General features: G+C 63.1%; 24 protein-coding genes. 6 read left to right on the top strand and 18 right to left on the bottom strand.

Annotation, left to right across the window (positions count from 1 at the left end; all coding sequences use genetic code 11):
* Positions 1 to 24 precede the first annotated feature (24 nt).
* The 10 genes from MAXJ12_RS19380 to MAXJ12_RS19335 all read right to left on the bottom strand — a co-directional run bounded on the left by MAXJ12_RS19380 (position 25) and on the right by MAXJ12_RS19335 (position 11,343).
* A complete protein-coding gene (locus MAXJ12_RS19380) occupies positions 25 to 1,116 on the bottom strand; it encodes a PAS domain S-box protein (RefSeq protein ID WP_139043951.1) in 1,092 nt (363 codons plus the stop codon).
* Between the two features lie 327 nt (positions 1,117 to 1,443).
* The gene (locus MAXJ12_RS19375) at positions 1,444 to 2,349 is read right to left on the bottom strand and encodes a S1C family serine protease (protein ID WP_008837664.1); all 906 of its coding nucleotides are present in this window, start codon (positions 2,347 to 2,349) and stop codon (positions 1,444 to 1,446) included.
* Between the two features lie 304 nt (positions 2,350 to 2,653).
* Entirely contained in the window at positions 2,654 to 4,513 is a 1,860-nt protein-coding gene (locus MAXJ12_RS19370) for an ABC transporter ATP-binding protein (protein ID WP_008837661.1), read from the bottom strand.
* A gap of 256 nt (positions 4,514 to 4,769) precedes the next feature.
* Positions 4,770 to 5,810 (bottom strand): ABC transporter ATP-binding protein, encoded by a 1,041-nt coding sequence (locus MAXJ12_RS19365; protein WP_008837660.1) that lies wholly within the window; start codon positions 5,808 to 5,810, stop codon positions 4,770 to 4,772.
* 17 nt (positions 5,811 to 5,827) lie between these two features.
* Positions 5,828 to 6,670, bottom strand: coding sequence for a carbohydrate ABC transporter permease (locus MAXJ12_RS19360; RefSeq protein ID WP_008837659.1), 843 nt, complete (start codon positions 6,668 to 6,670; stop codon positions 5,828 to 5,830).
* The gene (locus MAXJ12_RS19355; RefSeq protein WP_008837658.1) at positions 6,667 to 7,596 is read right to left on the bottom strand and encodes a carbohydrate ABC transporter permease; all 930 of its coding nucleotides are present in this window, start codon (positions 7,594 to 7,596) and stop codon (positions 6,667 to 6,669) included. The genes MAXJ12_RS19360 and MAXJ12_RS19355 overlap by 4 nt, the downstream gene beginning before the upstream one ends.
* A gap of 10 nt (positions 7,597 to 7,606) precedes the next feature.
* Positions 7,607 to 8,854: an ABC transporter substrate-binding protein gene (locus MAXJ12_RS19350; RefSeq protein WP_008837657.1), complete on the bottom strand. Its 1,248-nt coding sequence runs from the start codon at positions 8,852 to 8,854 to the stop codon at positions 7,607 to 7,609.
* 31 nt (positions 8,855 to 8,885) lie between these two features.
* Entirely contained in the window at positions 8,886 to 9,800 is a 915-nt protein-coding gene (locus MAXJ12_RS19345) for an SMP-30/gluconolactonase/LRE family protein (RefSeq protein WP_008837656.1), read from the bottom strand.
* Positions 9,797 to 10,588: an SDR family NAD(P)-dependent oxidoreductase gene (locus tag MAXJ12_RS19340; RefSeq protein ID WP_008837655.1), complete on the bottom strand. Its 792-nt coding sequence runs from the start codon at positions 10,586 to 10,588 to the stop codon at positions 9,797 to 9,799. Before MAXJ12_RS19340 ends, MAXJ12_RS19345 begins: the two co-directional genes overlap by 4 nt.
* On the bottom strand, positions 10,585 to 11,343 hold the full coding sequence (locus MAXJ12_RS19335) for a FadR/GntR family transcriptional regulator (protein ID WP_008837654.1): 759 nt from the start codon (positions 11,341 to 11,343) through the stop codon (positions 10,585 to 10,587). The genes MAXJ12_RS19340 and MAXJ12_RS19335 overlap by 4 nt, the downstream gene beginning before the upstream one ends.
* 121 nt (positions 11,344 to 11,464) lie before the next feature.
* Between MAXJ12_RS19335 and MAXJ12_RS19330 the strand changes: the two genes are divergently transcribed.
* The 5 genes from MAXJ12_RS19330 (at position 11,465) to MAXJ12_RS19310 (ending at position 15,344) form a co-directional block, all read left to right on the top strand.
* A complete protein-coding gene (locus tag MAXJ12_RS19330; protein WP_050898858.1) occupies positions 11,465 to 12,631 on the top strand; it encodes a mandelate racemase/muconate lactonizing enzyme family protein in 1,167 nt (388 codons plus the stop codon).
* 41 nt (positions 12,632 to 12,672) lie between these two features.
* On the top strand, positions 12,673 to 13,539 hold the full coding sequence (locus MAXJ12_RS19325; RefSeq protein ID WP_040586949.1) for a DUF6772 family protein: 867 nt from the start codon (positions 12,673 to 12,675) through the stop codon (positions 13,537 to 13,539).
* Complete coding sequence (locus MAXJ12_RS19320; protein WP_008837651.1) at positions 13,539 to 13,874, top strand: hypothetical protein; 336 nt, start codon at positions 13,539 to 13,541, stop codon at positions 13,872 to 13,874. Before MAXJ12_RS19325 ends, MAXJ12_RS19320 begins: the two co-directional genes overlap by 1 nt.
* 139 nt (positions 13,875 to 14,013) lie before the next feature.
* Complete coding sequence (locus tag MAXJ12_RS19315; RefSeq protein WP_008837650.1) at positions 14,014 to 14,487, top strand: carboxymuconolactone decarboxylase family protein; 474 nt, start codon at positions 14,014 to 14,016, stop codon at positions 14,485 to 14,487.
* On the top strand, positions 14,487 to 15,344 hold the full coding sequence (locus tag MAXJ12_RS19310; protein ID WP_008837649.1) for a sigma-70 family RNA polymerase sigma factor: 858 nt from the start codon (positions 14,487 to 14,489) through the stop codon (positions 15,342 to 15,344). The genes MAXJ12_RS19315 and MAXJ12_RS19310 overlap by 1 nt, the downstream gene beginning before the upstream one ends.
* Positions 15,345 to 15,504: 160 nt before the next feature.
* Here MAXJ12_RS19310 and MAXJ12_RS19305 read toward each other — a convergent pair whose 3' ends face one another.
* From MAXJ12_RS19305 to MAXJ12_RS19285, 5 genes are read right to left on the bottom strand one after another with little or no spacing between them, the layout of a single operon-like run.
* The gene (locus MAXJ12_RS19305) at positions 15,505 to 16,791 is read right to left on the bottom strand and encodes a TRAP transporter large permease (protein ID WP_008837647.1); all 1,287 of its coding nucleotides are present in this window, start codon (positions 16,789 to 16,791) and stop codon (positions 15,505 to 15,507) included.
* Entirely contained in the window at positions 16,788 to 17,306 is a 519-nt protein-coding gene (locus MAXJ12_RS19300; RefSeq protein ID WP_008837646.1) for a TRAP transporter small permease subunit, read from the bottom strand. The genes MAXJ12_RS19305 and MAXJ12_RS19300 overlap by 4 nt, the downstream gene beginning before the upstream one ends.
* A 17-nt stretch (positions 17,307 to 17,323) precedes the next feature.
* Positions 17,324 to 18,319: a TRAP transporter substrate-binding protein gene (locus MAXJ12_RS19295; protein WP_008837645.1), complete on the bottom strand. Its 996-nt coding sequence runs from the start codon at positions 18,317 to 18,319 to the stop codon at positions 17,324 to 17,326.
* 50 nt (positions 18,320 to 18,369) lie between these two features.
* Entirely contained in the window at positions 18,370 to 19,311 is a 942-nt protein-coding gene (locus MAXJ12_RS19290; protein ID WP_008837644.1) for a beta/alpha barrel domain-containing protein, read from the bottom strand.
* Entirely contained in the window at positions 19,308 to 20,492 is a 1,185-nt protein-coding gene (locus MAXJ12_RS19285; RefSeq protein WP_008837643.1) for a CaiB/BaiF CoA transferase family protein, read from the bottom strand. The genes MAXJ12_RS19290 and MAXJ12_RS19285 overlap by 4 nt, the downstream gene beginning before the upstream one ends.
* Positions 20,493 to 20,586: 94 nt before the next feature.
* On the opposite strand from MAXJ12_RS19285, the gene MAXJ12_RS19280 reads away from it, so the two are divergent.
* Positions 20,587 to 21,516, top strand: a complete 930-nt coding sequence (locus MAXJ12_RS19280; protein WP_040586948.1) for a LysR family transcriptional regulator — start codon at positions 20,587 to 20,589, stop codon at positions 21,514 to 21,516.
* Positions 21,517 to 21,627: 111 nt separating this feature from the next.
* On the opposite strand, the gene MAXJ12_RS19275 is transcribed toward MAXJ12_RS19280, so the two are convergent.
* The 3 genes from MAXJ12_RS19275 to MAXJ12_RS19265 are packed head-to-tail and all read right to left on the bottom strand — an operon-like array spanning position 21,628 to position 24,594.
* Positions 21,628 to 22,413: an ABC transporter ATP-binding protein gene (locus MAXJ12_RS19275; protein WP_008837641.1), complete on the bottom strand. Its 786-nt coding sequence runs from the start codon at positions 22,411 to 22,413 to the stop codon at positions 21,628 to 21,630.
* Positions 22,407 to 23,474 (bottom strand): FecCD family ABC transporter permease, encoded by a 1,068-nt coding sequence (locus MAXJ12_RS19270; RefSeq protein WP_008837640.1) that lies wholly within the window; start codon positions 23,472 to 23,474, stop codon positions 22,407 to 22,409. The genes MAXJ12_RS19275 and MAXJ12_RS19270 overlap by 7 nt, the downstream gene beginning before the upstream one ends.
* On the bottom strand, positions 23,464 to 24,594 hold the full coding sequence (locus tag MAXJ12_RS19265) for an ABC transporter substrate-binding protein (protein ID WP_008837639.1): 1,131 nt from the start codon (positions 24,592 to 24,594) through the stop codon (positions 23,464 to 23,466). The genes MAXJ12_RS19270 and MAXJ12_RS19265 overlap by 11 nt, the downstream gene beginning before the upstream one ends.
* Between the last annotated feature and the right edge of the window lie 45 nt (positions 24,595 to 24,639).

Here is a 24,639-nt window from a genome sequence, read left to right as displayed (position 1 = left end):
GGAATCTCTGATTGGATTCTTATGTCAGGCGGGAACCACTAGCTCATGGATGATGAGCGCGAATTGCTGGGCGGCCGATGGACTAAGCGTGACATCACACCCGTCGATCTTCACGCCGCTAGAGAATCCGGCGAGTTCTCGGTCCAGCATTGCGGTAAGCGACACGCCTTCCCAGCCAGAATCCTCAGCAATGGAATATGCCCTCGCGAGTGCCTGGATCCGACCCTTCAAGACATCCTTTATTTCCGCCGCCGTCTTACTTTCGTCGATGGTGCGGGATGCGATGGCCTGGAACACGGCAAACAGGTTTTGTGTCCGGTGGTGCAACTCGCGAACGATGAGATTCTGACTTTCCTGCACCTTCTTCCGGTCGGATATATCAATGATGGTGGCCAACACGGCAACCCAACCTTTTCGGCCGACAGGATTGAGGCCAATCTCGACAGGAAACTCGCTTCCGTCTTTGCGCCGACCGCTTAGATCTCGCCCGGCCCCCATTGCGCGTGCCGTAGGCTTTCGCAGGAACACCTCTCGTGCCTCGCGATGCTGGGCGACTTCTGCGAGGGGCAACAAGACCTCGATGTTCCTTCCCACGAGTTCCCGTCGGTCGTAACCAAATTGCTTTTCCGCACTGCCGTTAACGAGCGTGATCAAACCCTGTTGGTCCACGACCACGAGGCCAGCCGGCGCGGAGTCGAAAAGAACGCGTACGCTTTGTACCTGTCGCATGACGCGCTCCACAGCCGAGTCCAGCAGCGCAACGATGGTCACGTTTATTCCGGACATCACAATGAACAACAGCAGAGAAACAGCCCCGCGCTGGTCGAACTCCGGACCGAACAGTGGCGGAAGGAAAAAATACAAAGCGGCGGCCGTAGACAGGGCGGTAGCGAGCAATCCAGGCCAAAAGCCTCCAACGAGGGTCGCAATGATGATGGCAGGGAAGTATAGGATAAACGGAACGCCCTCGACCATTTGCCCGTCAAGAGCCCAGCGCGCCAGCGTCGCAACGGCGACGGCAGCTACGGCCATGCCATAGGCTGCAATTGGATTCTGGCGCACCCGCAGGGCGCGCTCGATGACAGGGTGGTCTTCGAAGGAAGCAGAAAAAGGCACGGCCGGCCCCCGACTCAGGCGAGAGCGCGACGGGTCTCTCGGTCACCGATGCCTGACGGAAGGCTGCTGCCAGTGATGGCCTGAACTTTATACCGAATTGCGCGGAGGGGGAGTCCTATTCTTTTCTGGCCGTGAGCGCCGATTGTGACGGTCAGCATTCGAGAAGACACGGAAATCGGGCTATGGCGCTACGTGCGCATTCTGTTAGTCGGCTCAGACGGCAAGATTCCACCCACTGGATTCACCCCGCACTAACTTCGACATTTTGAAGCCGAAGTCAGCGCCCTGTTCTCGCGTGCGGAGGTTCCGGCAGTTTCTGCCGATGGCTCATTGCAACTGCGGTTTTTTGAGAAAGCTGCGGCGGTCGGCCGACTTGACCCGCAGCCATGTTTCGCGGCCTGCGCGCACCACTCTCATTGGGATCTCTACTCCCGCAGGGCCGCTCGTCCACAGCTTGCGGTAAAAATCGGCCAGACCGTCGACTTCCTCGTCCCGGATATCCGAGATGACGTCGCCCTGGCGCAAGCCCGCTTCGGCGGCCGGACCTCCTTCTGCCACGCTCATGACCACGACGTCGCCGTTGCTCTCGGCGGAAAAAACGCCCAGCCAGGGCCGAGGCGGCTTGCTGACTTGCCCACGAGTGAGCAGATCGTCCAGAATTGGAGGCAGCAGGTTGATCGGCACCACCATATTGATATCCGCATCCTCGCCGTCCCAGCTCATTTGCAGCCGCAGCGAACCAATGCCCAGAAGTTTGCCGTCGGGCCCGATAAGTGCGGCGCCTCCCCACGAAGGATGGGCAGGCGCGATGAAAATCGCCTCGTCCAGCAAATACTCCCAATAGCCGGCGAATTCCTGCTTGGCCACGATGTTGGCCTCTATCGCTCGACCGATCCCGTCGGCAAGCATGACAGGATCGCCCAACCTGGCTTCGGCCGCGTCGCCGAAATTCAGTGCGGGAAGGTCAAGCTGTCCCAGCGCCTGCACCAGGCCAAATCCGGTTTCCTGATCGTAGGCAAGCGCATGAGCCGGAACCAGGAGCCCGTCATCACTTGTCACCCAGACATCCTCGGCCTCGGTGATCAGATATCCGATCGTGAGCACCAACCCGTCTTCCCGGATGACCACGCCGCTGCCCTCCCTTTGGGTGCCCAGCGTTGCAGCGGTGAAGGCGTCTTCCGGAATGGAGGAGCGCACGGTCACGATCGACCGCAGGATCGAATTGATATTCATGCCTCATCCTAGCAAAGTCGCGGCCCTTAGCGTCGTGAGGGAAAGCAGGGCCGCATGCCATCCCATATAGGTATGCCGCACGTCACCGGGCGCAAGGCCTTGAGCAAGATGGAATTCAGCATCGATGGCGCAGCCGGCCAAATCCCTGCCGCCGAGCAGCATCCCCGAAATCATCTCGGATGCGGCGTGGACGTGGCAGTTTCCAGACGATTTGCGGCCCCGGCCTGATCGACGAGGCGACCGACGCTTTCTTGCTGGAGGGGCTGGAGGCGTTCATTCGCGCCATTGAAGCCTGACAATCGGCTTACGTCTCCTCGATGGCCTCGGCAATGTAACCGCCGGTCTGCCGCTGCCACAGTCGGGCGTAAAGACCGTCGCGCTCCAGCAGCGCCGATGGCGTTCCCTCCTCGACGATGCGGCCTTTGTCGAGCACGACGATCCGGTCCATCCTGGCAATCGTCGACAGACGGTGGGCGATCGCGATCACCGTCTTGCCTTCCATCAGGAGCGCGAGCTTGTCCTGGACCGCCGCCTCGGCTTCGCTGTCCAGTGCTGATGTTGCCTCATCGAGAACGAGGATCGGCGCGTCCTTGAGCAACACCCGGGCGATTGCAACGCGCTGGCGCTGACCGCCGGAAAGCTTCACCCCGCGGTCGCCGACGAAAGCGTCGTAGCCGGTGCGGCCTTCGCTATCCTTGAGATCGGCGATGAAGTCGCTGGCCTCGGCCAGCATCGCGGCGCGTTCCACCTCCGCCTGCGAGGCATCAGGCCGGCCGTAGCGAATATTGTCGCCGACGGAGCGATGCAGCAGCGAAACATCCTGCGTCACAACGCCGATGTTTTCCCTGAGACTCGCCTGCGTAACGTACCGGATATCCTGGCTGTCGATTCGGATCGCGCCCTCCTTCAGGTCGAAGAAGCGCAGGAGCAGGCTGACAAGGGTCGACTTGCCGGCGCCGGACAGGCCGACGAGCCCGACCTTCTCGCCGGCCCGCACCGTGAGCGACAAGTCTTCGATCACCTCTTGCCCTTGCCGATATTTGAAGCGGATGTTTTCGAACTCGACTTCGCCGCCCGTGACGGCAAGCGGCCTGGCGTCGGGCGCATCGGTGATCGTCGGCGGCGTGGTCACGACCGGCATTGCGTCGCGGATCGTGCCCACCGCCTGGAAGATCTGCTGGCCCATCTGCAGAAAGGTTCGGGAGTTGGCGGCGAGCCGCTGGACGATGGCGATCGAGGCGACGAATTGGCCAAGAGTGACGAAGCCGGCGACAAGTCCCCAGAACCCTATGGCGAAGTTGCTGAGCGAGAGGAGAACGTTGAGCAGGACGACGCCCGTGTCGGTGGTCAGGTGGATGCGCCGTTCCCGCTGCTGGGTCTCGACCGCATTCTCCATGAATGTCCGCATCGCACCTGCCTCGCTGTCTTCCGCCGCAAACAGCTTGACCATCTGGATGTTGCTGTAGAGGTCGGTCATCGCGCCGACGATCAGGCTGCGTGCGCGGGCTGTCTTGCGCGACCGTTCGGAAAAATGCGGCACCGCCGCCACTGCGAGGGTGATGTTGGCCGCGATCCAGACGAAGACCGGAAGCGCCAGCGGCCAGGAGAGCGCGGCAAGCAGGACAAGCGAGCCGACGAACTGAACGAGGAAAAGCGGTATCCTGTAAAAGGATACGACGATCTGCTGCTGCACGGCGGACGCCACTTGCGAAATGCGCGAGGCGACCTGACCAGCGAAGAGATCCTGGAAGAAAGCAAGGTCCTGGCGTTCCACCGCCTTGTGGCCCTGCCATTGCATCGCCGCCGGCATGCACACGGCCACTGCCTGCGAGTTCAACGTATTGCCGAGGAAGATGAGCAGCGGCAGCACGGGGAATATCAGTACGCCAAGGACGGCCAATGTCGGCCAGTCCTGCTGAAGGAAAGCGACTGCACCCTTCGTGCTCACCCCGTCCACGATGAACGAAATGCCCCAGATCGTCGCCAGGTTGATCCCCTCGATCGCCACCATGAGGAGGGCAACGGCCACGAGGACGCCGCGGAACATCCGGGCGAAATGCAGGAGAAGCGCGAACGGCCCGCTCGCCGGCAGCGGCGTGGGAGGAATGTCCAGCGGACGGATGAGCGTCTCGAAGGGGCGGTAAATGAAATTTGAAAGCGACATAACATGCAAACAGGCAAAGGAGACAGGAATCGTCGGTACTTAAACACGGATTGGGCTCGGCGGGAAAACTCGAGACTTGTTGACAATCGCAGTCTTGGCGCAGATCCGCCCGATTGATGCGCAAGTTACCTGGGGTAACTTTCCACTGGCGACGACTGAGAGCATGGCGAAAAACGACCGCTGAGGATCAATGATGTCCGTTCACGAGCAGCAACCCGCAGGTTTTTGAGCGTGAGCAAAGTCAGTAGCTGCTCCGCTACCCAGAGCGGTTCTTTGCAGCCACTTCGTTTCGATCGAAAAAGTGAAGGTTCTGCGGATCGGCCATAAGGCCGATCTCGCTGCCGAACGCCGGGAGGTCCTTGCCATCATGGACGACGAGACAGGTCGATCCATCCGGCAGTTCGACATGCAATAACGTCACGGCGCCGGTGTATTCATTCAACGCGATACTGCCGCGCAGGACATTATCCGAGGGCTCCACGACCACCAGATGTTCGGGCCGAACCCCGACGCTTTCGGCCGAAGCCGGCGGAGTTGACGACGGCGCCAGCAACCGGGTGCTCGCCGCCGGCAGTATGTTCATCTTCGGGCTGCCGATGAATTGGGCGACGAACAGATTGCCCGGCCGCTCGTAGAGTTCGCGCGGCGAGCCGACCTGTTCGATCAGCCCGTCGCGCAGCACGACGATCTTGTCGGCGAGCGTCATCGCCTCGATCTGATCGTGCGTGACATAGACCATCGTGGTCGACAGCCGCTTGTGCAGCGATGCGATCTCGGAACGCATATGGACGCGCAATTCCGCGTCGAGGTTGGACAGCGGCTCGTCGAACAGGAACACGTCCGGATTGCCGACGATGGCGCGGCCGATCGCGACGCGCTGGCGCTGGCCGCCTGAGAGTTCGCGCGGATACCGGTGCAGCAGCGCGTCGAGCTTCAGCGTCGCCGCAGCCTCCTTGACGCGCCTCTCGCGCTCCGCCACCGGCACTTTTCGCACTTTGAGGCCGAAGCCCATATTGTCGCGCACGTTGAGATGGGGGTAGAGCGCGTAGGACTGGAACACCATCGCCACGCCGCGCTTGGCCGCCTGCACGTCGTTCATCAGCCGGTTGCCGATGTAGAGCTCGCCGCTGGTGATGTCCTCCAGCCCAGCGATCATTCGCAGCAGCGTTGACTTGCCGCAGCCGGACGGGCCGACGAAGACGGTGAACTCGCCATCCTCGATCGTGAGGTCGACGCCACGGATCACCTGGGTGCCGCCGAAGCGCTTTTTCAGATCCTTGAGGACGAGACCGGTCACTGAGACTTCCTTCTTCTTTAACCTTTGACGCCCGACAGCGCGAAGCTTTCGATGATCTGGCGCTGCGCGATCAGGTAGACGATCAGGATCGGAACCACCGCCAGGGTGGTCGCGGCGAGTTGCAGGTTCCAGAGCGGCAGGCCGTAAGTGTCCGTGAAATTCGAAAGCGCCAGCGGCAGCGTGAACATTTCGAGCGAACTCAGGAAGATAAGCGGCTCAAGGAAGAGGTTCCACGAGAACAGAAAGGTGATGATCGCGACGGCGGCGAGCGCCGGGCGCGACATGGGCAGCGCAATGCGCCACCAGATGCCGAGCCGCGACAGGCCGTCCATCCTGCCTGCCTCTTCCAGTTCCTTCGGCAACGCCAGGAAATATTGGCGCATGAGGAACGTCGCCATCACGCCGTGCGGGCCGAATGTGGGCAACAGGATCAGCGGCCAATGCGTGTCCATCAATCCCATCCACTTGATGAGGAAAAAGTTCGGGATGATGGTCACTTCCTCCGGCACCATCAGCGCCGAAACGAGGAACAGCATCAGCAAACCGGCGCCGGCGAAGCGCATGCGCGCCAGCGCATAGCCGGCCAGCGACGAAATGACGAGCGTAGCCGCCGTGACCGCAAGGGCGATGTAGATCGAGTTGAAATATTGTCGCGCGAATGGCTGATAGGTGAAAACCTCGACGAAGTTCTGGAACCGCCAGACGCGGGGAATGAGGCTCGGCGCGCCGAAGATCTCCGTGACGCTCTTGAAGCCGGCCGACACCATCCACAGGAAGGGAAAAACGAACGGGATCGCGACGATGAGCAGCGCCAACGTCCAGCAGGTGCGGTAGATGATCCGGATCTGGCGCTGGGTCATTGCATTCCCCTTCGCCGCACCGTGACCTGCACCACAGTCAGCACCATGACGATGATGAACATGATCATCGCCAGCGCCGACGCATAGCCGACGTCGAAGAATTCAAAGCCCTGCTGGTAGATGTAATAGGCGAGCACCAGCGTGCCGTTTTCCGGCCCGCCGCCGGTCATCTGATAGATGTGGTCGAACACCTTGAACGAGCCGATCGTTGTGATGACCATGATGACGAGCGTGGTCGGCGCCAGCAGCGGCCAGATGATCATGCGGAAGATCTGCCAGCGTGAAGCGCCTTCGAGGCGCGCTGCTTCCTCATAGTCGCGCGGGATTGCCTGCAGCGCGGCGATGTAGAGGATCATGTTCAGGCCGACCATCTTGATGACGCGGGTGACGATGACGGCCGCCATCGCCCAGTTGGGCTCCCGCAGCCAGTTCGGACCGTCGATGCCGATCCAGGCGAGCATCTGGTTCACCGCGCCCGCTTCGCCCTGCAGCAGGAACTTCCAGACGATCGCCCAGGCGATCGCCGAGGTGATCACCGGGGCGAAAAAGACGGTCCGGAAGAACACGACGCCGAAGAACGGCCGCGACAGCGCGAGCGCCAGCGTAAGCGCCAGCGCCATGTTCAGCGGCACCAGGCCGAGCGCGAAGATCACCGAATTGCGCACGACGTGCCAGAAATCCGGATTGACGAACAACGCGTCGTGAAAATTGTCGAGGCCAACGAATGTAGCCTGCTGGGTCAGCAGGTTCCACTCGGTCATCGAATAGTAGACGACGGCGACCAGCGGCCCGAGGAAGAAGATCAGAAAGCCGATCAGCGTCGGGCTGATGAACAGCCAGGCCTCCAGCATCTCCCTGTATTTCAAGGAAAGCCACGGCGCGTCCTTGGGGCGCGCCGTGGTTTGCTGGAGAGCGGTCTCGGTCATCGGCCAGTCGCTACAGCAGAGGCTGAATCGCCGCGCAGACGGCCTTCAGCGACTCCTCGACATTTGCGTCGGCCTTCCACAGCCCATCGATGCGCGGCGCCATCGCGGCGAGGATTTGCGGGCTCTTCTCGTGGCTCGGCAGCACCTTGCCGGCCGCGATCGCGGCGCCAAGGTTCTTCATCTGGTCGGCCGGGATCAGCTTGTTGCTGTTGATGAAGGCATCGCTTTCGAGAACGCTCTTGCGCGCCGGCGGGAAGAACTGCGCCATTGTGGCGACGTTCTCCTTGTTCGTCATGTGCGCGACGAACTCGGCGGCGAGATCCTTCTGCTTGCCCTGGTCGAAGACGACGATCGCGGCCTGGCCGATCACGGGAGATTCACCGCCCGGGCCGGCCGGCAGCGGAGCGATGCCCCATTCGAAGCCGGCTTCGGGCATTTTCGACGCGCGCGAAATCTGGTTGATCGTCATCGCCGAGTTGCCGGAGAAGTAGTCGCCCTGCTCTCCCGGCGGCACGATCGACTTGTCCTTGAACACCATGTCGTGCAGTTGCGTCACCGCGGCAACGGCTTCCGGCTTGTCGAAACCGCATTCTCCATTTGCCCAGGCATCGCCGCCATAGGCGCGGATCGGCGGCATCAGCGCGTGCATGACACGCGAGGCGTAACCCTCGCCATCCTTGAACTCGAAGCCCCATTTGCCCGGATTGGCTTCGGTGAGCTTATTGGCGACTTCCTGGAACTTGTCCATGTTCCACTCGCCCTTGGCGGCGAGCGCCAGCGGGTCGTCGAGACCGGCTTCGTCGAACATCGCCTTGTTGTAGTAGATCATGAAGGGCGAGGTGGAGAACGGAATGCCGTACACCTTTTCGCCATCCTGCCACAGGCCCATCGCGGCCTGCGAAAGGTCGCCGAAATCGTAGCCTTCGGCGGCTTTCACCGACGGCCCGATGTCCATCAGGACGCCGGCTTTCTCAAAGGTCGGCGCCGCGTCTTCCATCATCCAGCCGAGATCCGGCGGATTGCCGCCGGCGATCTGGAAGGTGAGCTTCTGGGTGTAGTCGGCCGCCGGGATGGTCTCGAACTTCACCGTGACGTCCGGGTGCGTGGCCTTGAAGCTTTCGGCAATGCCGTTCAGCATCTTCAGATGCGCCTCGTTGCCGGACCAGACGGTGAAGCGAAGCTCCTCCGCCAGTGCGGACGTCGACATCAGGCCGATCGCCAGTGCCGATGCTGTCAAATATGTTCTTGCGGCTTTCATGTGGTCTCCTCCCTGGATTCGATAGCCGTTTTTACGAACCCGCGGCGGCGGCTTGCCGTGCGGGCGTTCTCCTGAAATGCGGCTGGGCGAAGCCGCGCACGCCGGCCTCGACGGCAAGGACCGACCCGGCCAGCGGCTCGCGTGCAAGCTGGGCGGCATCGAGCCCGGCGCTCATCGAGGTGACGAAGATGGTCGAGAGATCATCGCCGCCGAAAACGGGCTTGGTCGGGCGCGATACAGGCAGGTCAATCGACGCGATCTCGTTGCCGCCGGAGTCGAGCCGAGTGATGCATCCGCCCTCGACAGCCGCGAACCAGTAGCAGCCGTCGGCGTCGACGCAGGCGCCGTCCGGCCGCCCGCGCGACGGTTTGTGGAAGACGCGGCGATTGGCGAGCACGCCCGTACTGGCATCGAAATCGAACGCCCAGATCGTACGGACCGCGGGGTGGCTGTCGGCGAGGTAGAACGTCTTGCCGTCTGGAGAGATCGCGCAGCCATTTTGCGTGCGAAGACCCTCGACCGTCGCCACGGCCTTGTCGCCGTCAAACGCGTAAAGGGTCCCCACCGGCTCGCGTTCGGGCGGCATGTGCATTGTGCCGGACCAGAATCGGCCGGCCGGATCGACAACGCCGTCGTTCATGCGCATTTCTGGACGCGGCGTGGTCACCTCGGCGATCAGGCTCAACGCGCCAGTCTTGGCATCAAAGCGATACCAGCCGGCGCCGGCCGCGACGATGACCGAGCCATCCTCATCGAGCGCCAGCGCCCCGGGCATGATATCCAGATCGAAGCTGGCCAGCCGTCCGCTCGCCACATGCTTGCGGCGCAGCGCCTTGCCTTCGATATCGACCCACCACAACGAAGCCGAGCCGGCATCCCAAAGCGGGCTCTCGCCGACCCGGTCGCGCCCGTCGTGGAAAACGGAGATTTTCGGCACGCCGGTCATGCCGTCTCTCCGGGCAGCGCGCCGGGCGCATCGCCTATCGTCCAGCCGCCATCGACCGGAATGTCGGCGCCGGTGACGTAGCTCGCGGCATCGCTGCAGAGGAAGACGAAAGCGCCGACGAGATCGTCCGGACGGCCCTGCCGCCCCACCGGAATTTTCGCCATCACGGCGCAACGGAACGCGGCATCGGCGTAGCGATGCGCCGTCGCTTCGGTTTCGATCGCGCCGGGCGACACGACATTCATGGTCACGCCGTGGCCCGCGACCTCGCGGCCGATGGCGCGTATGGCGACCAGTTGCGCCGCCTTGATGGAGGCGTACACCACGGTTTCCGCGCGCGGGCGCGTGGCCATCACGCTGCCGGTCGCAACCACCCTGCCCCAGCCGCGCTCCGCCATGGCCGGCACGAGCCGGCGCGTCAGCATCAGCAATGAAGTGAAATTCGCCGCGACATGCGCCGCAACATGTTCCAGCGACGTCTCCTGCCAGGGCATCCGCCGCTCGATGGCGGCATTGGCGATCAGGATGTCGATCGGGCCATGGTTCGCCAGCACGTCATCGGCGAACACCGACACGGCAGCGGTATCGGTGAAATCCGCCTCCACGACAGGCGTGCCTCGACCGATCTCATCTGCGACCTTGGCCGCGCCCTGCGCATCGCCGAAGTGGTGCAGCACGATGCCCGCTCCATGCTCTGCCAGGCCAAGCGCGATCGCCCTGCCGATGCCTGAGCTGGCGCCGGTCACCAGCGCCCGCTTGCCTTCCAGCGAAAAACGGTCCGCGCTCATCGTTTCGCAGCCGCAAGCTTGTCGGCGACTTCGAACGAGGCGATGTCGGCCGCCTCGAAATGAACCCTGATCTTCTGTTCGGCAAGATCGGCATCGCCTGCCACGATCGCCTCGTAGATCGCCTGATGGCGTTCGATCGTCGCGTTCCAGTCCGCGTCGGTGCGGTTGGCGCGGCGCGAGAAAAGCTCCGAGACCTCGCGCTGCACGGAGCGCAAGCCTTCCATCTGGACGCGGATCATCGAATTGCCTGTCGCCATGGCGAGACCGAGGTGGAACAGGATGTCCGCCTCGGTGAAGCCGGACGGTTCGCGAAGCGAGGCGCGCATGTCGGCCAGAGCCTGCTTCATCGCGTCCAGCCCGGCCTGGTCGCGGCGCTCCGCGGCAAGCCGCGCAATGCCGGTTTCGATCACCCGGCGCATCTCGTTGGCTTCGCGCAGCCGCTCCAGGCTCGATCGCACCGCATAGCCGTAGATGCGCTCGAGCGGTTCGCCGTTGAGCGCCTTGGCGCGTGCGACCTTGCCCTGTTGTGTGGAGATCAGCCCTGCGGAGGTAAGCTGGCGCAGCGCCTCGCGGGCGATCGGTTTCGAGACGCCAAACTCCCTTGCGATCTCGCCTTCCGGTGGCAGCGCCTCGCCAGGCGCGATCCGGCCGTCGAACAACGCGGCCGCGATCGCATCCGACACTGCGTCCGCCAGCCGCAGCGGGCTCGCGAGCTTGGCGGAGAAGATCGGCTTTCGTGTCGGACTTGCGGTCATTCGCATCCTCGATTGCGCAACAGCTAGCACAGCATTTTATAGCTTAGCAACTAAGTTTATCAGTTGCCAAGCTGCTTGGCGCTCGCTAGAAACTCCAGCGTCGGCCATCGGGGTGGCCGCGATGCGACACGCGGGAGAGAACGAGTTGACGGTTGGCGGCAGCGACAGGGCGGACATCCGCATCACCGATGTGATTGCGCATCCGCTGACGCAGAAGCTGCCGCAGCCGACAGTGACGTCCTGGGGGGAGTACACCGAGGTTTCGATCGTGCTTGTCGAGGTGCGCACGGACGCCGGCATCACCGGCGTGGGTGAGGCGCTGGCGCGATTTTCGCCGAAAGCCTACGCCGATCTCATCGAAACATCGCTCAAGCCTCGGCTCGTCGGCGGCAACCCCACCGATATCATGGCGCACTGGCGGACCATGCGCCGCGCCCTGTCCGGCCGCTCCGGAGGCATGCTGTTCGAGGCGATCGCCGGCGTCGACATCGCTCTATGGGACATTCTCGGCAAGATTGCCGGCCTGCCGGTACATCGCCTGCTCGGCGGCGTCGGCCGCACCGAAGTCCCGGTTTACGCCGCCTCCGTCAATTGGGGCAGCGACGAGTTCATGGATCGCGAGCTCGACCGCTATCTCGAAAAGGGATTTCCGCGCATCAAGGTCAAGATCGCCAACCCGGTGAAGGAAGCGCGGCGGCGGATCGAGCGATTGCGCAAACGGGCGGGCGATGACATCGAACTGTGCGTCGACGCCAACTGGGCCTACACGCTGGAGGAAGCGGTAGAGGTCGGCCGCGCGCTTACCGACAACGCCTATTTCTGGTTCGAGGAGCCGCTCCGCCCCGAGGACGAACGCGGCTACGAGGAGCTGCATCGCCGTTGCGCCACGCCGCTCGCGGCAGGTGAAAGCAATTACACCCTCGATCAGGCGATGCGGCTGGTCGAAAATCGCACGCTTTCCTACCTCCAGCCCGATGTCGCGCGCGCCGGCGGCATCACCGAGACGCGCCGCATGGCTGAATTCGCGGCGGCCCACGATGTCCAGTACGCGCCGCATATCGGCATGTCGGGCGTCGTGTGCGAGACTGCCAGCGTGCATCTCGCCGCTGCGATGCCGAATCTGCGCGCGATGGAGTGCGAGACAGATTCCAGCCCGTTCAAGACCGCGATCACTGGCGCGGCGCCGGGCGCCGACCGGCAGAAGAACGGCCTCCTGCCGGTGCCGACCGGGCCGGGCCTCGGCATCGAGATCGATTGGGACGCAGTGAAAAAATTGAGGGCCGGATGAAAGCACCTGCCGGTCTTGCCGCGGCCGACATGGCCGAAGCGATGCGCCTCGCTATATTGCGCGCCGATCCGGCTCTGAGCCGTTTCGATCCCCTCCCCCGGATCATCTCCTTCGACGATTTCTCGCGCGGGCATTGCGGCTGGTCGCAGCTTGTCGGCAATTACGAGGACGACCTCGATACGATGCTGCCGGGCTATGCGCAGCATTCCAGCGCCATGCTTTCCACGCTCGGCCATTGGGATGCCGGCTCGCACGGCGGCATGGACTCTTCCTACGCGCTGAAAATCGCGACGCGGGCCAGGCCCGGCGCGCAGAACGTCGCCATCAAGCGCCACACCTTCCGCAAGCGCGGGCCGATCCGCTTCGAGCTCTATTTCACCTTCAAGCCGGAAGCGAGCGAGCTCAAACTGTCGGAAACCGACGTGCGTTCGATCGGCTTCCTGTTCGATCTGCAAGGCGGCGACCGCGACGGCGACGGCGAGCGGGTGATGCCGCATCTGCGCTTTCTCAACGCCGCCGACGGCAAGCATCTGCAGAAATGGCAGTACAAGCGCGAGACGACGCGGTTCAAGCCGGTCGGCGCCGGCGAAAAGACGTTGAGCCATTATCACCTGGCGCCCGAAGGCTGGCTCGACCTGCCGGATGGCGGGCAGCGGCTCTGCTACAACGAGATAGCGACCAAGGTGAACTGGAGCTATCTGCGCTTCGATTTCGACCTGGAATCGATGCGGGCGCTGGGCCTCTACTGCAACGACCGAAGCTTCGACCTGTCCGGTTTCGAGTCCATCCGCATCCCGGCGATGAAGAACCTCTGGTGCATGCTGAATTTCTGCCTGTTCGCCGAAACCGACGTGGCAAAGCGCGCCTTCCTCTACGTCGATTCCATCTGCATATCGGGGGACTTCTGATGCTGCCCGAGAACATCACGGCAGTGATCGCCCGCAACGAACGCTGGACCGGCAACGCGGCCAGCGAACCTTACGAAGCCGGCTGGGCGCGCGAGGCGGTGTTCTTCATCCGGGCGCTCAAACAGCCGATCGGCGCGTCGCCGAAAGGCTGGATCGAGATATCGCCGGACGGCATGCATTGGCTGCGCGAAGGCGCCGAATTCCAGATGCCGAGCCAAAAGGACGCGATCGCGGCCGCTAGACTGACATGCTTCGGCAACTGGCTGCGCGTGGCGACGCAATTCGAGCAAGGGGCGGAATGTACCGTGCTCGTAACGGTTCATCTCAAAGCCTGAAATACGCAGTGAAATTTGAGTGTCGCACCATAGCGACCGCTTTCGCGGTTGGCGGCGAATCGAAAAAAATCGGGCGTGTATGTCACATTGGCAGATCCTGCCTCGTCATGATGTCGGAACCAACAGAAGGAAACGAACCATGACTGCCAAACTTGATCCCTTCGCCGTAGCCCCCTCGCTCATGAAGAGCTGGATGGGTACATCGCTCGCCATCCATTCGAGCCTGGAACCGAGCCTCGTCGGGCTCGTGGAGATCCGTGCCTCCCAGATCAACGGCTGCGCCAACTGCCTCAACATGCACACAGCAGCAGCGCGCGAGAAGGGAGAAACCGAACAGCGTCTCTACCTGCTGTCTGCCTGGCGCGAAGCTCCATGCTATACCGAGCGCGAACGCGCCGCGCTCGGCTGGACCGAGGCGCTGACGCGGCTCTCCGAGGGACACACGCATCAAAGCGCCTATGAAGCCTTGAGCCAAGAGTTTTCGGAAGAGGAGCAGGTGAAGCTCACGCTGATGATCAACATCATCAACGGATGGAACCGCCTCGCGGTCGGCTTCGGGCTGTTCGTCGATCCGGCGGCCGCAAAGTCCATTCAGGCTAAGGCGGCCGCCTGATGGAAGGCGTCAGGCACGAGGATGCAGCGGCGAGTTTCGACCCGCTGCGTCCAAAGCTCATGCGCGTCGCCTACCGCATGCTTGGCTCCGTGGCTGACGCCGAGGACGTTGTGCAGGAGGCCTTCATCCGCTGGATGAGGGCCGACCGCGGCGAGGTGCGTGAACCCGAGGCGTTCCTGCGCCGCACTGTCACGCGGCTTTGCCTCGATCAGCTCAAATCAGCGCGGCGCCAGCGCGAGACCTATGTCGGCCCCTGGCTTCCCGATCCCGTCATGGAAGAGCAGGAAGAGGAAGACGTCACCTTGCCGCTGATGCTTGCGCTGGAGCGCCTTTCTCCGCTCGAGCGGGCGGCCTTCCTGCTGCATGACGTGTTCGGGCTGGGGTTCGAGGAAGTCGCGGCCACCATCCAGCGCGACCCCGCCGCTTGCCGTCAGCTTGCCGCCCGCGCACGCACCCATGTCCGCGAGGCGAGGCCACGTTTCCAGGTGGAAAAACAACGCAGCCTCGAGCTCGCCGAGGCTTTCTTCAATGCCTCTCGTAGCGGCGACATGAAGTCGCTTGGTGCGATGTTGGCGGCCGATGTCAGCGTCCATGCCGATGGCGGCGGCAAGCGTCCAGCAGCCATGCAGCCGATCTTCGGCTTTGATGCCGTCATGAAGGTTCATGAAAATCTGGCGGCTCAGTTCCAGAAGAATGGCTCGAAACTTGTTCGTGCCGGTTTCGTCAACGGCTTGCCCGGTTTCATTACGCTGGAGGCCGATGGCGAACTCCAGACGACCGCGCTCGAAATCGAGAACGGAAAGGTTGCAGCAATCTATGTGGTGCGGAACCCCGACAAGCTTAAACACCTGCATTAAGGGGCAACGGCCTGGCGATCATCAGCGGGCGTGCCTCTGACGCAAGGCCATCTTCCGTCTCGATGCGGATCAGCAGATCGCCGTAGCCAAAAAACTGCCCAATATTGCACACCCCGCCTGCGACCCTGACGTGCCGGATACGGGCTGCCCATTACTGAGGCTATCGCCCGAATCCTGCGCTTGTCGGCAGCCAAAGCGACAGTTGCGGGAAGGCCCAGATCAGCACGAGCCCGCCGATCAGCAGCGCCACGTAAGGCGAGGAGCCGAGGATGACTTGCGACAGCGGCGCGTTGGTGATGCCCTTGATAACGAACAGGTTAATCCCGACCGGCGGCGTGATCAGCGCCAATTCCAGATTGATCATCAGCATGACGCCGTACCAGATCAGATTGACGTCCAGCGCCACCATGGCCGGCAGAACGATCGGCGTGGTGATCAGGATTATGGCGATCGTCTCGAGGAACATGCCGAGCACGAAGATCGCCAGCATGACCACCAGGATGAAGCCGGTCTGCGACAGGCCGAGCGCAGTCACGCCCTCCATGATCTCGGCCGGCAGGCGGATGATTGTCACCGCATGGCCGAACAGTCCCGCGCCTGCGATGATCATGAACAGCATGGCGCTGGTGCGCATGGTCTGCCAGGTGCAGTCCCAGAGATCCGCCATTGATACGTTGCGATAGACCAGAAGCGCGACGAGAAGCGCATAGACCGCGCCGACAGCCGCCGCTTCGGCCGCGGTGAAGATGCCGAGATAAATGCCTCCGAGGATTATGGGCGGCATCATCACGGCCCAGATCGACTTTACGAAGGCGGCAAGCACCACCCTCGTTCCGGGCCAGGCCTGCGTCTTCGTCTCGCCATGTGCGTTTGCCTGGAACCACGAGAATACGGCGAAGACGGCGGCCATGATCAGTCCGGGGATCATGCCCGCCAGGAACAGCGCGCCGATCGAGGCGTCGGTGACGATCGCATAGAGGATCATCGGCCCCGACGGTGGGATCAGGATGCCGAGCGTGCCGCCGGCGGCGATGATGCCGTAAGTGTCGCGCGGGCGATAGCCGAAGCGCTGCATCTGAGGGATCGCGGTCGAGCCGATCGTCAGGGCGGTCGCGACCGACGAGCCCGAAATCGTGGAGAAGATCGTGCACGACAAGATGGTTGCGAAGCCCAGCCCGCCCTTGATGTGTCCAACCAGCCTGTTGGCCATGTCGTAGAGATCGTCGACCACCTTCGCCTTGATCATGACATGCGCCATGAAGGCAAACATCGGGATCGTGGCCAGCAGCGGGTTGTTGAGGCTGGCGAAGATCGTGTCGGCGATCGAATCAATCCTGCCCTCGTAGATCATCAGGACAGCAGCGGAGGACAGGCCCAGCGCCGCGAAGATCGGCATGCCCGTCAGGAGCAGGAGGACGAGAAAGCCGAGGATCAGAAAGGTCGTCATGGCCGCGTCCCGCCGAACAGCCTGAGCATCGCGGCCAATGCGGCGAGCCCGAGCAACACGGCGCCGGCGACCATGGTCGATTGCGGGATCCACATAGGCAGGCTGAGATAGCCGGTCGAATAGGCGCCGAACTGGCGCGAGAACATGACGGTATGCCAGGAGGTGACGAGCAGCAGCGCGGCGAAGACGATCACGCTGGCGAGCGACCACAATTCGAGCCACCAGCGCGCCTTGGGCCTGACATGGGCGAACAGCACGTCGATCCGGATATGGTCGCCGCGTCTCAAGGCCTCGGCCGCTCCGAACATGACGATGGCGACCACCAGGAAGCCGGTCGCCTCGTCGACGCCCATGAGCGGCCTGCCGAGAAAGTAGCGGTTGAAGACGCCGACGGCGGTGATCGCCAGAACCACCAGGATCAGCAGTGCACTCAATGCTCCGCCGAGGCGCGAAATCGCCGCAGCGGCGCGTTCGGGAAACGAGGAGGCGCGCGGCGCCTCCCCGTCGGTAGACATGTCTCCCGACACGGCGACTACTGGATCTTCTCGATCAGTCCGAGCAGCACTTTGCCGTCCTCGCCTGTTTCCTCCGCGAAACCTTCGGCAAAGGCCGGCTGCATCGCCGCCTTGAATGCCTCGTTCTCGGCGTCGGTGGCGATGTGGACCTTGACGCCCTTTTCCTCCAACTGCTTCGGCGCGTCCGCCGCGGCCTGGATGGAGGCTTCGAGTGCCCATTGCGAGGCGGCTTCACCGGCCTGCTTCAGCGCCGCCTTGGACTTGTCGCTCAAGCCTTCATGCCAGGCCGGATTGACATAGCCGTGCAGATAGGCGGCCAGCACAGGCACCACCGTCATGTGATCCTGCACCTCGAAATATTTGCGCGAATAGGCGGCGGCGACGTCGGTTATGGCTGCGTCGATGACGCCGGTCGCCAGCGCCTGGTAGACTTCGCTGCCAGGCATAGCGGCGGTGGTCGCGCCCATTGCCGTCAGGCCGCGATCGAAAGCAGGCCCGATGCCGCGCATCTTGATTCCCTTGAAGTCGTCCGGCGTAACCAGGGCCTTACCCTTGGAGGTAAACACGCTCGTATTGGTCTGGAACATCCAGGCGATGTTCTTGACGCCCTTTTCAGCGAGCTTCTCCTCCAGGAAGGCGGCAGCTTCGGATGTCGGCCATTTCTTCCATGCCTCGATAGAGGACATTGTGTAGGGGCCGACCGTGACGTTCATGATCGGCAGCGTCTTGCCCCATTGGAAATTGAGCGAGAACGCGCACTCGATGTCACCCTTGGCGACGGAAAGAATGTTGTCGTTGGCCTTGACCAGGCTGTCGGCCCCGAACACCTGGACGTCGAGTTCGCCTTCGGAGAGCTTCTCGACCTCCGCAGCCCATTTGTCGACGACGATGGCGATATGATGCGCGGGCGGCAATTGATGGCTGCAGCGCATGGGCGTTGCCGCCTGCGATACGGTGACGGCCGAGGTCGAGAGCAGCAGCGTGGCTGCGAGCATTGCTGTGTAGCGGTTCATGGTATTTCCTCCCTTGGTTTCTTGGATGACGCTCCGGGCCTCACTCCCGGTCAGGCGCGCCAGTCGAGCGCGCGGGGCAGGCCCGCGCGCGCGATGGCGCCATAGAACTTCTCCTCCGGCATGGCGTGTTTCGGCACGGACCGGGCGGCGGCCAGCGCGTCGAGATCGATGCCGGTCGCGAATCCCTTGGTCTCGCAGAGGAAGACCAAATCCTCGAAGACAACATTGCCTGTCGCGCCCGGCGCGAACGGGCAGCCGCCGAGCCCCCCGAGCGACCCGTCGAGCACGCGGCAGCCGGCGTCGAGCGCAGCGGATGCATTGGCGATCCCCATGCCGCGCGTGTCGTGAAGATGGACGATGAAGGCACCGCCGGAAAGCCGCGCCATGGCTGCCGAGAGCTCCGCCACCTGGCGGGGCCCCGCGAAGCCGACCGTGTCGGCGATACCGACGATGTCGGCCCCGGCCTCAATGCAGGCCCCGGCCAGCCGCAACACTTCGGCCTGATCGACCTCGCCGGCGATGGAGCAGCCGAACGCCATGGCGATGCCGGCGTTCACGATCGCCTTGTGGCCGCGCTCATCGCGCATCCGCGCCGCCATGCGCACCAGGTCGATAGCCTCGGCGCGCGAGCGGCGCATATTGGCCTGGCTGTGCTCTTCGGTCGCCGAGATCACGCAGACGATTTCGTCCACTTCCGTCTCGAATGCATCGGCCACGCCACGCTCGTTGAGCGCCAGGGCCGCCGAGCGCGCGCCTTCGAGCCGCGAGACGGCGTCGACCAATTCGCGAACGTCCGCGAATTGCGGCATGCGGCTCGCCGGCAGGAACGAGCCCACCTCGAAATGGCGCACGCCGGCGGCATGCTCGCGCGCCAGCCATTCGCGCTTCTCGTCTGTCGACGGCCAGTTCTTCACCAATTGCAGCCCATCACGCAGGCCAACCTCGCGCAGGCTCACTCGATCGGCAGGATAGGCTACGGCAACCTGGCTCATGCCGCTTTTCTCGCTGCGCCCTGCGCCTTGCCGATCGCCTCAGCGTCGAGACCGAGCGATCCCAACACCGCGCCCGTATCCTGTCCCAGCGCCGGCACGTCGCCGCCGCCCGTCAGCATGATCCCATCGACGTCGAATGGCAGCGAAGGCGCTCGGAAGCTCTGGCCGTCCGGCAGTCTCGATGTCGCCAGTCCTCCCGGCCGCATCACGTGCGGGTCCGAATACATGTCCGACGGCTTGGCGATCGGCGAATATGGAATGCCGAGCTTTTCGAAGGCCTCAGCAAGCTGTTCCGACTGACGCGATGCGATGGCCCTTGCCACTATAGGGATCGTCCGGGCGCGCGCGTCTATCTGATCCATGCGCGCCTGCAGCCCGGGATCGGCGAGCAATTCGTCGAGCCCCAGCAACTGGCACAGCGCCGTCCATTGCCCCTCGGTGACGGCGCCGACGAACATCTGGCGGCCGTCAGCCGTATCGAAGATGTCATAGACCGGCCAGGAGAAGGTCCTCTCGGGCATCGGCGGCGGGTTGGTGCCCTCGAGTTCGAACTGCACCATGTGCTGAGCGACCAGAAGCAGGCAGTTCTCGAACAGGCCGACGCGCAGGCTGCGGCCCTTGCCGGTCTCCTTGCGCTCCATCAGCACCGCCAGCACGGAGAATGCACCGAACAGCCCGCCCATGATGTCGTTGGCCGAGGAGCCGACCCGCAGCGGCCGTCCGGTCGGCCCGGTCATGTAGGCGAGGCCCGTCATCATCTGGACTACTTCGTCGAGCGCCGTGCGATCCTGGTACGGACCGCTGAGAAAACCCTTGTGCGAGGCGATGATCAGGCGCGGATGGCGCGTACGGAGTTCGTCGAGATCGGCGCCCATCTTCGACAGTGAAGCGTCCCGGAAGTTTTCGACAAAGACGTCGGCAGTGGCGAGCAGCGCGTCGAGCGCGCGGCGCCCCTCCTCCGATTTGAGGTCGAGTTGCACAGACTTCTTGCCGCGATTGAACAGCGGGAAAAACGGACGGCCCATGCCGGTCAGGTTTCGCGTCTTGTCGCCCTCCGGCGGCTCGACCTTGATCACCTCCGCGCCGAGCATGCCGAGGAACATGCCACAGGACGGGCCCATGATCATGTGGCTCATCTCGACTACCCTGATCCCCTCAAGGGGCCGGAAGCTCTGGTCCATTTCATTCTCCTCGAACGCCGTACGCTAGCGTTGCGGACGCCGTCGGAAAATCATAATGTTTCTAAGCCACCTTTCGAAAATTCAGAAACCACCGATGGACTCGCGTCAGCTTCGCTACTTTGCCGCCATATACGAGCAGGGGACGCTGTCCAATGCGGCCGGGACCTGCCGCGTCGCCGTGTCCGCGCTCAGCCATCACCTCGCCAATCTCGAGGCGGAGTTCGGCGCGCCGCTTTTCGTGCGCAAGCCGCGCGGCCTGCAACCGACCGCGGCCGGCGAACGGCTTTATGTCCACGCCAAATCGATCCTCAAGGCCATGTCCGCTGCGGAGAAGGACATCCGCGAGGCCGGCACCGAGATTGCGGGTGAGGTCTCGGTGGGCATGGCCTATTCGGCGGTCAAGGCGATCGGTGTGGATCTCGCGCGGCGCATCGTGTCCGACTATCCCAAGGTCCGGCTTTCCCTGTCGGAGAGTCTGTCCGGTTCGACGCTGATGCATCTGATGGCATCGGAGGTCGACATCGCACTGGTCTACAATCCGCCTGCCGACCCGCGCCTGAAGACCCAGGCCGTGCTGGAGGAGCAGATGGTGCTGGTTGGCACTCGCGCCATCATCGGCGATAGAGATACGCCGGTCCGGTTCGCCGATATCCTCGACCTGCCGATGATCCTGCTCAGGCAGGGCATCTCGGCACGTGCTCTGATGGACGACACCAACCTTCTCAGGAAACTCGAAGGCCGCGCCAAGCTGCAGATGAACTCGGTCCACGCCATCGGCGCCTCGCTCGCCGCCGGCCTGGGCTGCGCCATCGGCACCAAGCTGTTCATGTACGAGCACATTGAGAGCGGCCTGCTGCATTATCGCCCGATCGTCGAGCCGGAATTGTCGCGCACGCTCTATGTCTGCGAGATGGCCGACCGCCCGGCGACCTATGCGCTGGAAGCCGTCCGCAGCCTGATCCTCGACCTCGTGCGCCGCTCTGTCATGGACGGGCGCTGGGAGGCGCGCATGGTAATGCCTTAGTCTCTCGACGAGCGCTGTTGCGATCTCTTGCTGGCCTAAGATGGGGTGTTCGTCTCTGGCTGAACGCCCGCTTCCGAGACGCCAATTGGCGGCCGGAATGTCCGATGACGGCTAAGCTGCTATCGACGCAGTCGCTGCCGTTCCATCCGCGACGCCATCCACCATTACGTGACCGATGCCCCGCGAGCATCGCTCGACCCGCGCCTCGACGCGATACACATCGCGCAAGAGCGCCGGCGTGACAACATCTTCCGGCGTACCGCAGGCGAACATCCGGCCCTCGGCGATGACAATGCATTTGTCGGCGAAGCGCAGGGCCTGATTGAGGTCGTGAAGTGCGATCAGCACGGCAATGCCGTGCGTGCGCGCAAGCCCGCGCATGAAGCTCAGCACCTCGACCTGCCGGTGCAAGTCGAGCGCGGACGTCGGCTCGTCCATCAGCAGGATTTCAGGTTCGCGGGCAAGGGTCTGGGCGATGCTTACCACCTGCCTTTGCCCCCCGCTCAGTTCTCCGACATTGCGAAAGGCGATATCCGAGATGCTGAGTGCGGCCAGGATGCCGTCTATGAGAGCGAGGTCGCCGTCGCCGACCGCCCAGGCCGAGCCCTGCTTGCGGGCGAGCAGGATCGATTCATAGACGGTCAGCACCGCGTTGGCTGCCGTATCCTGCGGCATGTAGCAGATGCCGTCCGGTCCCTTCGCCGCTCCCTCGAGACAGACGCTCCCGGGGCCCTTCAAAAGGCCCTGGATGCGCTTGAAGAGCGGCGACTTGCCCGCTGCGTTGGGCCCGATGACGGCGACCACCTCGCCACCTCGGAAGGTGGGAGTTGAAATGCCCGAAAGCACGAGCCGCGCCCCGTGAAAAGCTCCGAGACCATCGAGCCTGATCGTTACCATGAGCGTCTCACATTCGAGAGGATCAGCGAGATGAAGAAGGGAATGCCGACAAGCGAGGTGACGATGCCGATCGGGAAGATCGTGCCTGGAATGAGCGACTTGCTGACGACCGAACTCGCCGAAAGAATAAGCGCCCCCGAGAGAGCCGAGGCAGGCAGAAAGAAGCGCTGATCCTCGCCGATCAGCATGCGGGCAATGTGCGGGCCGACCAGGCCGATGAAGCCGATCGTGCCGACGAATGCGACGGGAATGGCGGCGAGCAGGCTCACCATCATCATGGTTTCGAGCCTCAGGCGCGAGACCTTGACCCCGAAGCTTGCGGCCTTGTCTTCACCCAAGCGCAGAGCCGTCAGCGCCCAGGCGCGGCGTGCGAATATCGGAAGCGTTGCGAGAAGGATGAGACTGGTGATGATGAGCTTGGGCCAGGTGGCCTTGGTGAGGCTTCCCATCGTCCAGAACACGACAGCGGCGAGCGCCTGCTCTGAGGAGAGATACTGGACGAGCGACAGCAGCGCATTGAAGGTGAATACGAGCGCGATGCCGAGAAGCACGATGGTTTCGACCGTCACGCCGCGCTTCAGGCTCAGCAGGTGGATGACGAGCGCGGTCAGCATCGCAACCACGAAGGCGTTGAGCGGCACGACATACTCGATTGCCGCGGGGACGAGCGCGACGCCGAAGGCGAGCGCCAGCGCGGCGCCGAAGCTGGCAGCCGCCGAAATGCCGAGCGTGAACGGGCTTGCGAGCGGATTGTTGAGGATGGTCTGCATCTGGGCCCCGGCGACCGAGAGCGCTGCGCCCACGACCACTGCCATCAGCGCGATGGGAAGCCGGATTTCCCACAGCACCACGCGTACCTGAAGCGGCACGCTGTCGGGAGAAAGGAGCGCCAGCACCACCTGGTCAAGGCTGTAGCTCGCGGGTCCGATCGCGAGGTCTATACAAAGGCTCAGGAGCAGCGCCAGTGCGAGCCCCGCGAGAATGAGTTGCTTGCGCAGGACGAGGGCGCGGTAGAGGCCCCGCCCTTCTTTAGCTGACAGTGCCGCAGGTTCACTGTTCATCGGAGAGCGAGACCCAATGGCCGGGCCTATAGTCTACCGGCAGGAACTTCTCGTGCAGTTCCTTGAAGGTCGCCTCGGCGTCCAGATCGGCGAACAGGTCGGGGTGCAGCCATTTGGCCATCTGCTGAATGGCGACGAACTGATACGGGCTGTTGTAGACCTGGTGCCAGATGGCGTGTATCTGTGCGTTCTCCACCGCCTTGACGCCCGTGAGGGCGGGCCGTTCCGTCAGGCCCTTGAGTTTCTTCAATGCTTCCGCTTTGTCCGCGCCGGGGCCGACGCCGACCCATTTGCCGCCCGGCACATAGGCGTCCCAATTACCGCCCGTCACAATCACCTGGTCGGGATTGCTTGCGATGATCTGTTCGGGATTAAGCGCGCCAAAGGTGCCCGGGATCAGCTCCGCCGCGATATTCCGGCCGCCGGCCATCTCGACGAACTTGCCGAAATTGTCGTTGCCGAAGCTCATGCAGCAATCGTCGGAATAGCCCCCGGCGCGCTCGATGAAGACGGTCGGGCGCTTTGGATCATTCTTTGCGATCACCTCGGTGACCCGTGCGATCTGGGCCGCGCGGTAGGCGATGAACGCCTCGGCCCGCTCTTCCTGGCCAAAGAGCTTGCCGATGAGGCGCATGCTCGGCTCGGTGTTGGTGAAGGGATGCTCGCGGAAGTCGACATAGACGACAGGAATGCCGACGGCGGCGAGCTTTTCGATGTATTGCGCGTCTTCGGTCGCCTGCTTGGACTCGATGTTCATGATCATCACGTCCGGCTGAAGCGCGATGGCCTGCTCGACATCGAGTGTGCCGTCCTTGAAACCGCCGAAGGTCGGGATTTCCGCCATTTTGGGGAATTTTTCGAGGTAAACGGCGTAATTGTCGGGGTCGGCTTGGGAGAAATCCTGGCGCCAGCCGACAATCCTTTTGAATGGGTTGTCGGTATCGAGCGCGGCGATCAGGTAGATCTGCCGGCCTTCGCCGAGGATGACGTTCTCGACCGGCGTCTTCACCTCGACCGTGCGGCCGGCGATGTCGGTGACGGTCTCGGCGTGCGCGCCGTAGGTTAGTGGCATGAACGCCGCGAGGGCGACTGCGGCTGCAAATATCGACTTCAAAATCATTTGTGCTCTCGCAAATTCAGTTTGCAGGCCCGGCTTAGAAAACAT

The sequence above is a fragment of the Mesorhizobium alhagi CCNWXJ12-2 genome, assembly GCF_000236565.1.
Taxonomy (GTDB): Bacteria; Pseudomonadota; Alphaproteobacteria; order Rhizobiales; family Rhizobiaceae; genus Allomesorhizobium; species Allomesorhizobium alhagi.
Note: the sequence above shows the minus strand (reverse complement) of the source record. Positions and strands in the feature narration are given on the sequence as shown.

What these genes read in the sequence shown, in the direction of transcription:
- MAXJ12_RS19375 (WP_008837664.1), bottom strand. Translation starts at nt 2,349, where the DNA reads ATGAATATCAATTCGATCCTGCGGTCGATCGTGACCGTGCGCTCCTCC.
- MAXJ12_RS19370 (WP_008837661.1), bottom strand. Translation starts at nt 4,513, where the DNA reads ATGTCGCTTTCAAATTTCATTTACCGCCCCTTCGAGACGCTCATCCGT.
- MAXJ12_RS19360 (WP_008837659.1), bottom strand. Translation starts at nt 6,670, where the DNA reads ATGACCCAGCGCCAGATCCGGATCATCTACCGCACCTGCTGGACGTTG.
- MAXJ12_RS19355 (WP_008837658.1), bottom strand. Translation starts at nt 7,596, where the DNA reads ATGACCGAGACCGCTCTCCAGCAAACCACGGCGCGCCCCAAGGACGCG.
- MAXJ12_RS19350 (WP_008837657.1), bottom strand. Translation starts at nt 8,854, where the DNA reads ATGAAAGCCGCAAGAACATATTTGACAGCATCGGCACTGGCGATCGGC.
- MAXJ12_RS19345 (WP_008837656.1), bottom strand. Translation starts at nt 9,800, where the DNA reads ATGACCGGCGTGCCGAAAATCTCCGTTTTCCACGACGGGCGCGACCGG.
- MAXJ12_RS19340 (WP_008837655.1), bottom strand. Translation starts at nt 10,588, where the DNA reads ATGAGCGCGGACCGTTTTTCGCTGGAAGGCAAGCGGGCGCTGGTGACC.
- MAXJ12_RS19335 (WP_008837654.1), bottom strand. Translation starts at nt 11,343, where the DNA reads ATGACCGCAAGTCCGACACGAAAGCCGATCTTCTCCGCCAAGCTCGCG.
- MAXJ12_RS19330 (WP_050898858.1), top strand. Translation starts at nt 11,465, where the DNA reads ATGCGACACGCGGGAGAGAACGAGTTGACGGTTGGCGGCAGCGACAGG.
- MAXJ12_RS19325 (WP_040586949.1), top strand. Translation starts at nt 12,673, where the DNA reads ATGCGCCTCGCTATATTGCGCGCCGATCCGGCTCTGAGCCGTTTCGAT.
- MAXJ12_RS19320 (WP_008837651.1), top strand. Translation starts at nt 13,539, where the DNA reads ATGCTGCCCGAGAACATCACGGCAGTGATCGCCCGCAACGAACGCTGG.
- MAXJ12_RS19315 (WP_008837650.1), top strand. Translation starts at nt 14,014, where the DNA reads ATGACTGCCAAACTTGATCCCTTCGCCGTAGCCCCCTCGCTCATGAAG.
- MAXJ12_RS19310 (WP_008837649.1), top strand. Translation starts at nt 14,487, where the DNA reads ATGGAAGGCGTCAGGCACGAGGATGCAGCGGCGAGTTTCGACCCGCTG.
- MAXJ12_RS19305 (WP_008837647.1), bottom strand. Translation starts at nt 16,791, where the DNA reads ATGACGACCTTTCTGATCCTCGGCTTTCTCGTCCTCCTGCTCCTGACG.
- MAXJ12_RS19300 (WP_008837646.1), bottom strand. Translation starts at nt 17,306, where the DNA reads ATGTCTACCGACGGGGAGGCGCCGCGCGCCTCCTCGTTTCCCGAACGC.
- MAXJ12_RS19295 (WP_008837645.1), bottom strand. Translation starts at nt 18,319, where the DNA reads ATGAACCGCTACACAGCAATGCTCGCAGCCACGCTGCTGCTCTCGACC.
- MAXJ12_RS19290 (WP_008837644.1), bottom strand. Translation starts at nt 19,311, where the DNA reads ATGAGCCAGGTTGCCGTAGCCTATCCTGCCGATCGAGTGAGCCTGCGC.
- MAXJ12_RS19285 (WP_008837643.1), bottom strand. Translation starts at nt 20,492, where the DNA reads ATGGACCAGAGCTTCCGGCCCCTTGAGGGGATCAGGGTAGTCGAGATG.
- MAXJ12_RS19280 (WP_040586948.1), top strand. Translation starts at nt 20,587, where the DNA reads ATGGACTCGCGTCAGCTTCGCTACTTTGCCGCCATATACGAGCAGGGG.
- MAXJ12_RS19275 (WP_008837641.1), bottom strand. Translation starts at nt 22,413, where the DNA reads ATGGTAACGATCAGGCTCGATGGTCTCGGAGCTTTTCACGGGGCGCGG.
- MAXJ12_RS19270 (WP_008837640.1), bottom strand. Translation starts at nt 23,474, where the DNA reads ATGAACAGTGAACCTGCGGCACTGTCAGCTAAAGAAGGGCGGGGCCTC.
- MAXJ12_RS19265 (WP_008837639.1), bottom strand. Translation starts at nt 24,594, where the DNA reads ATGATTTTGAAGTCGATATTTGCAGCCGCAGTCGCCCTCGCGGCGTTC.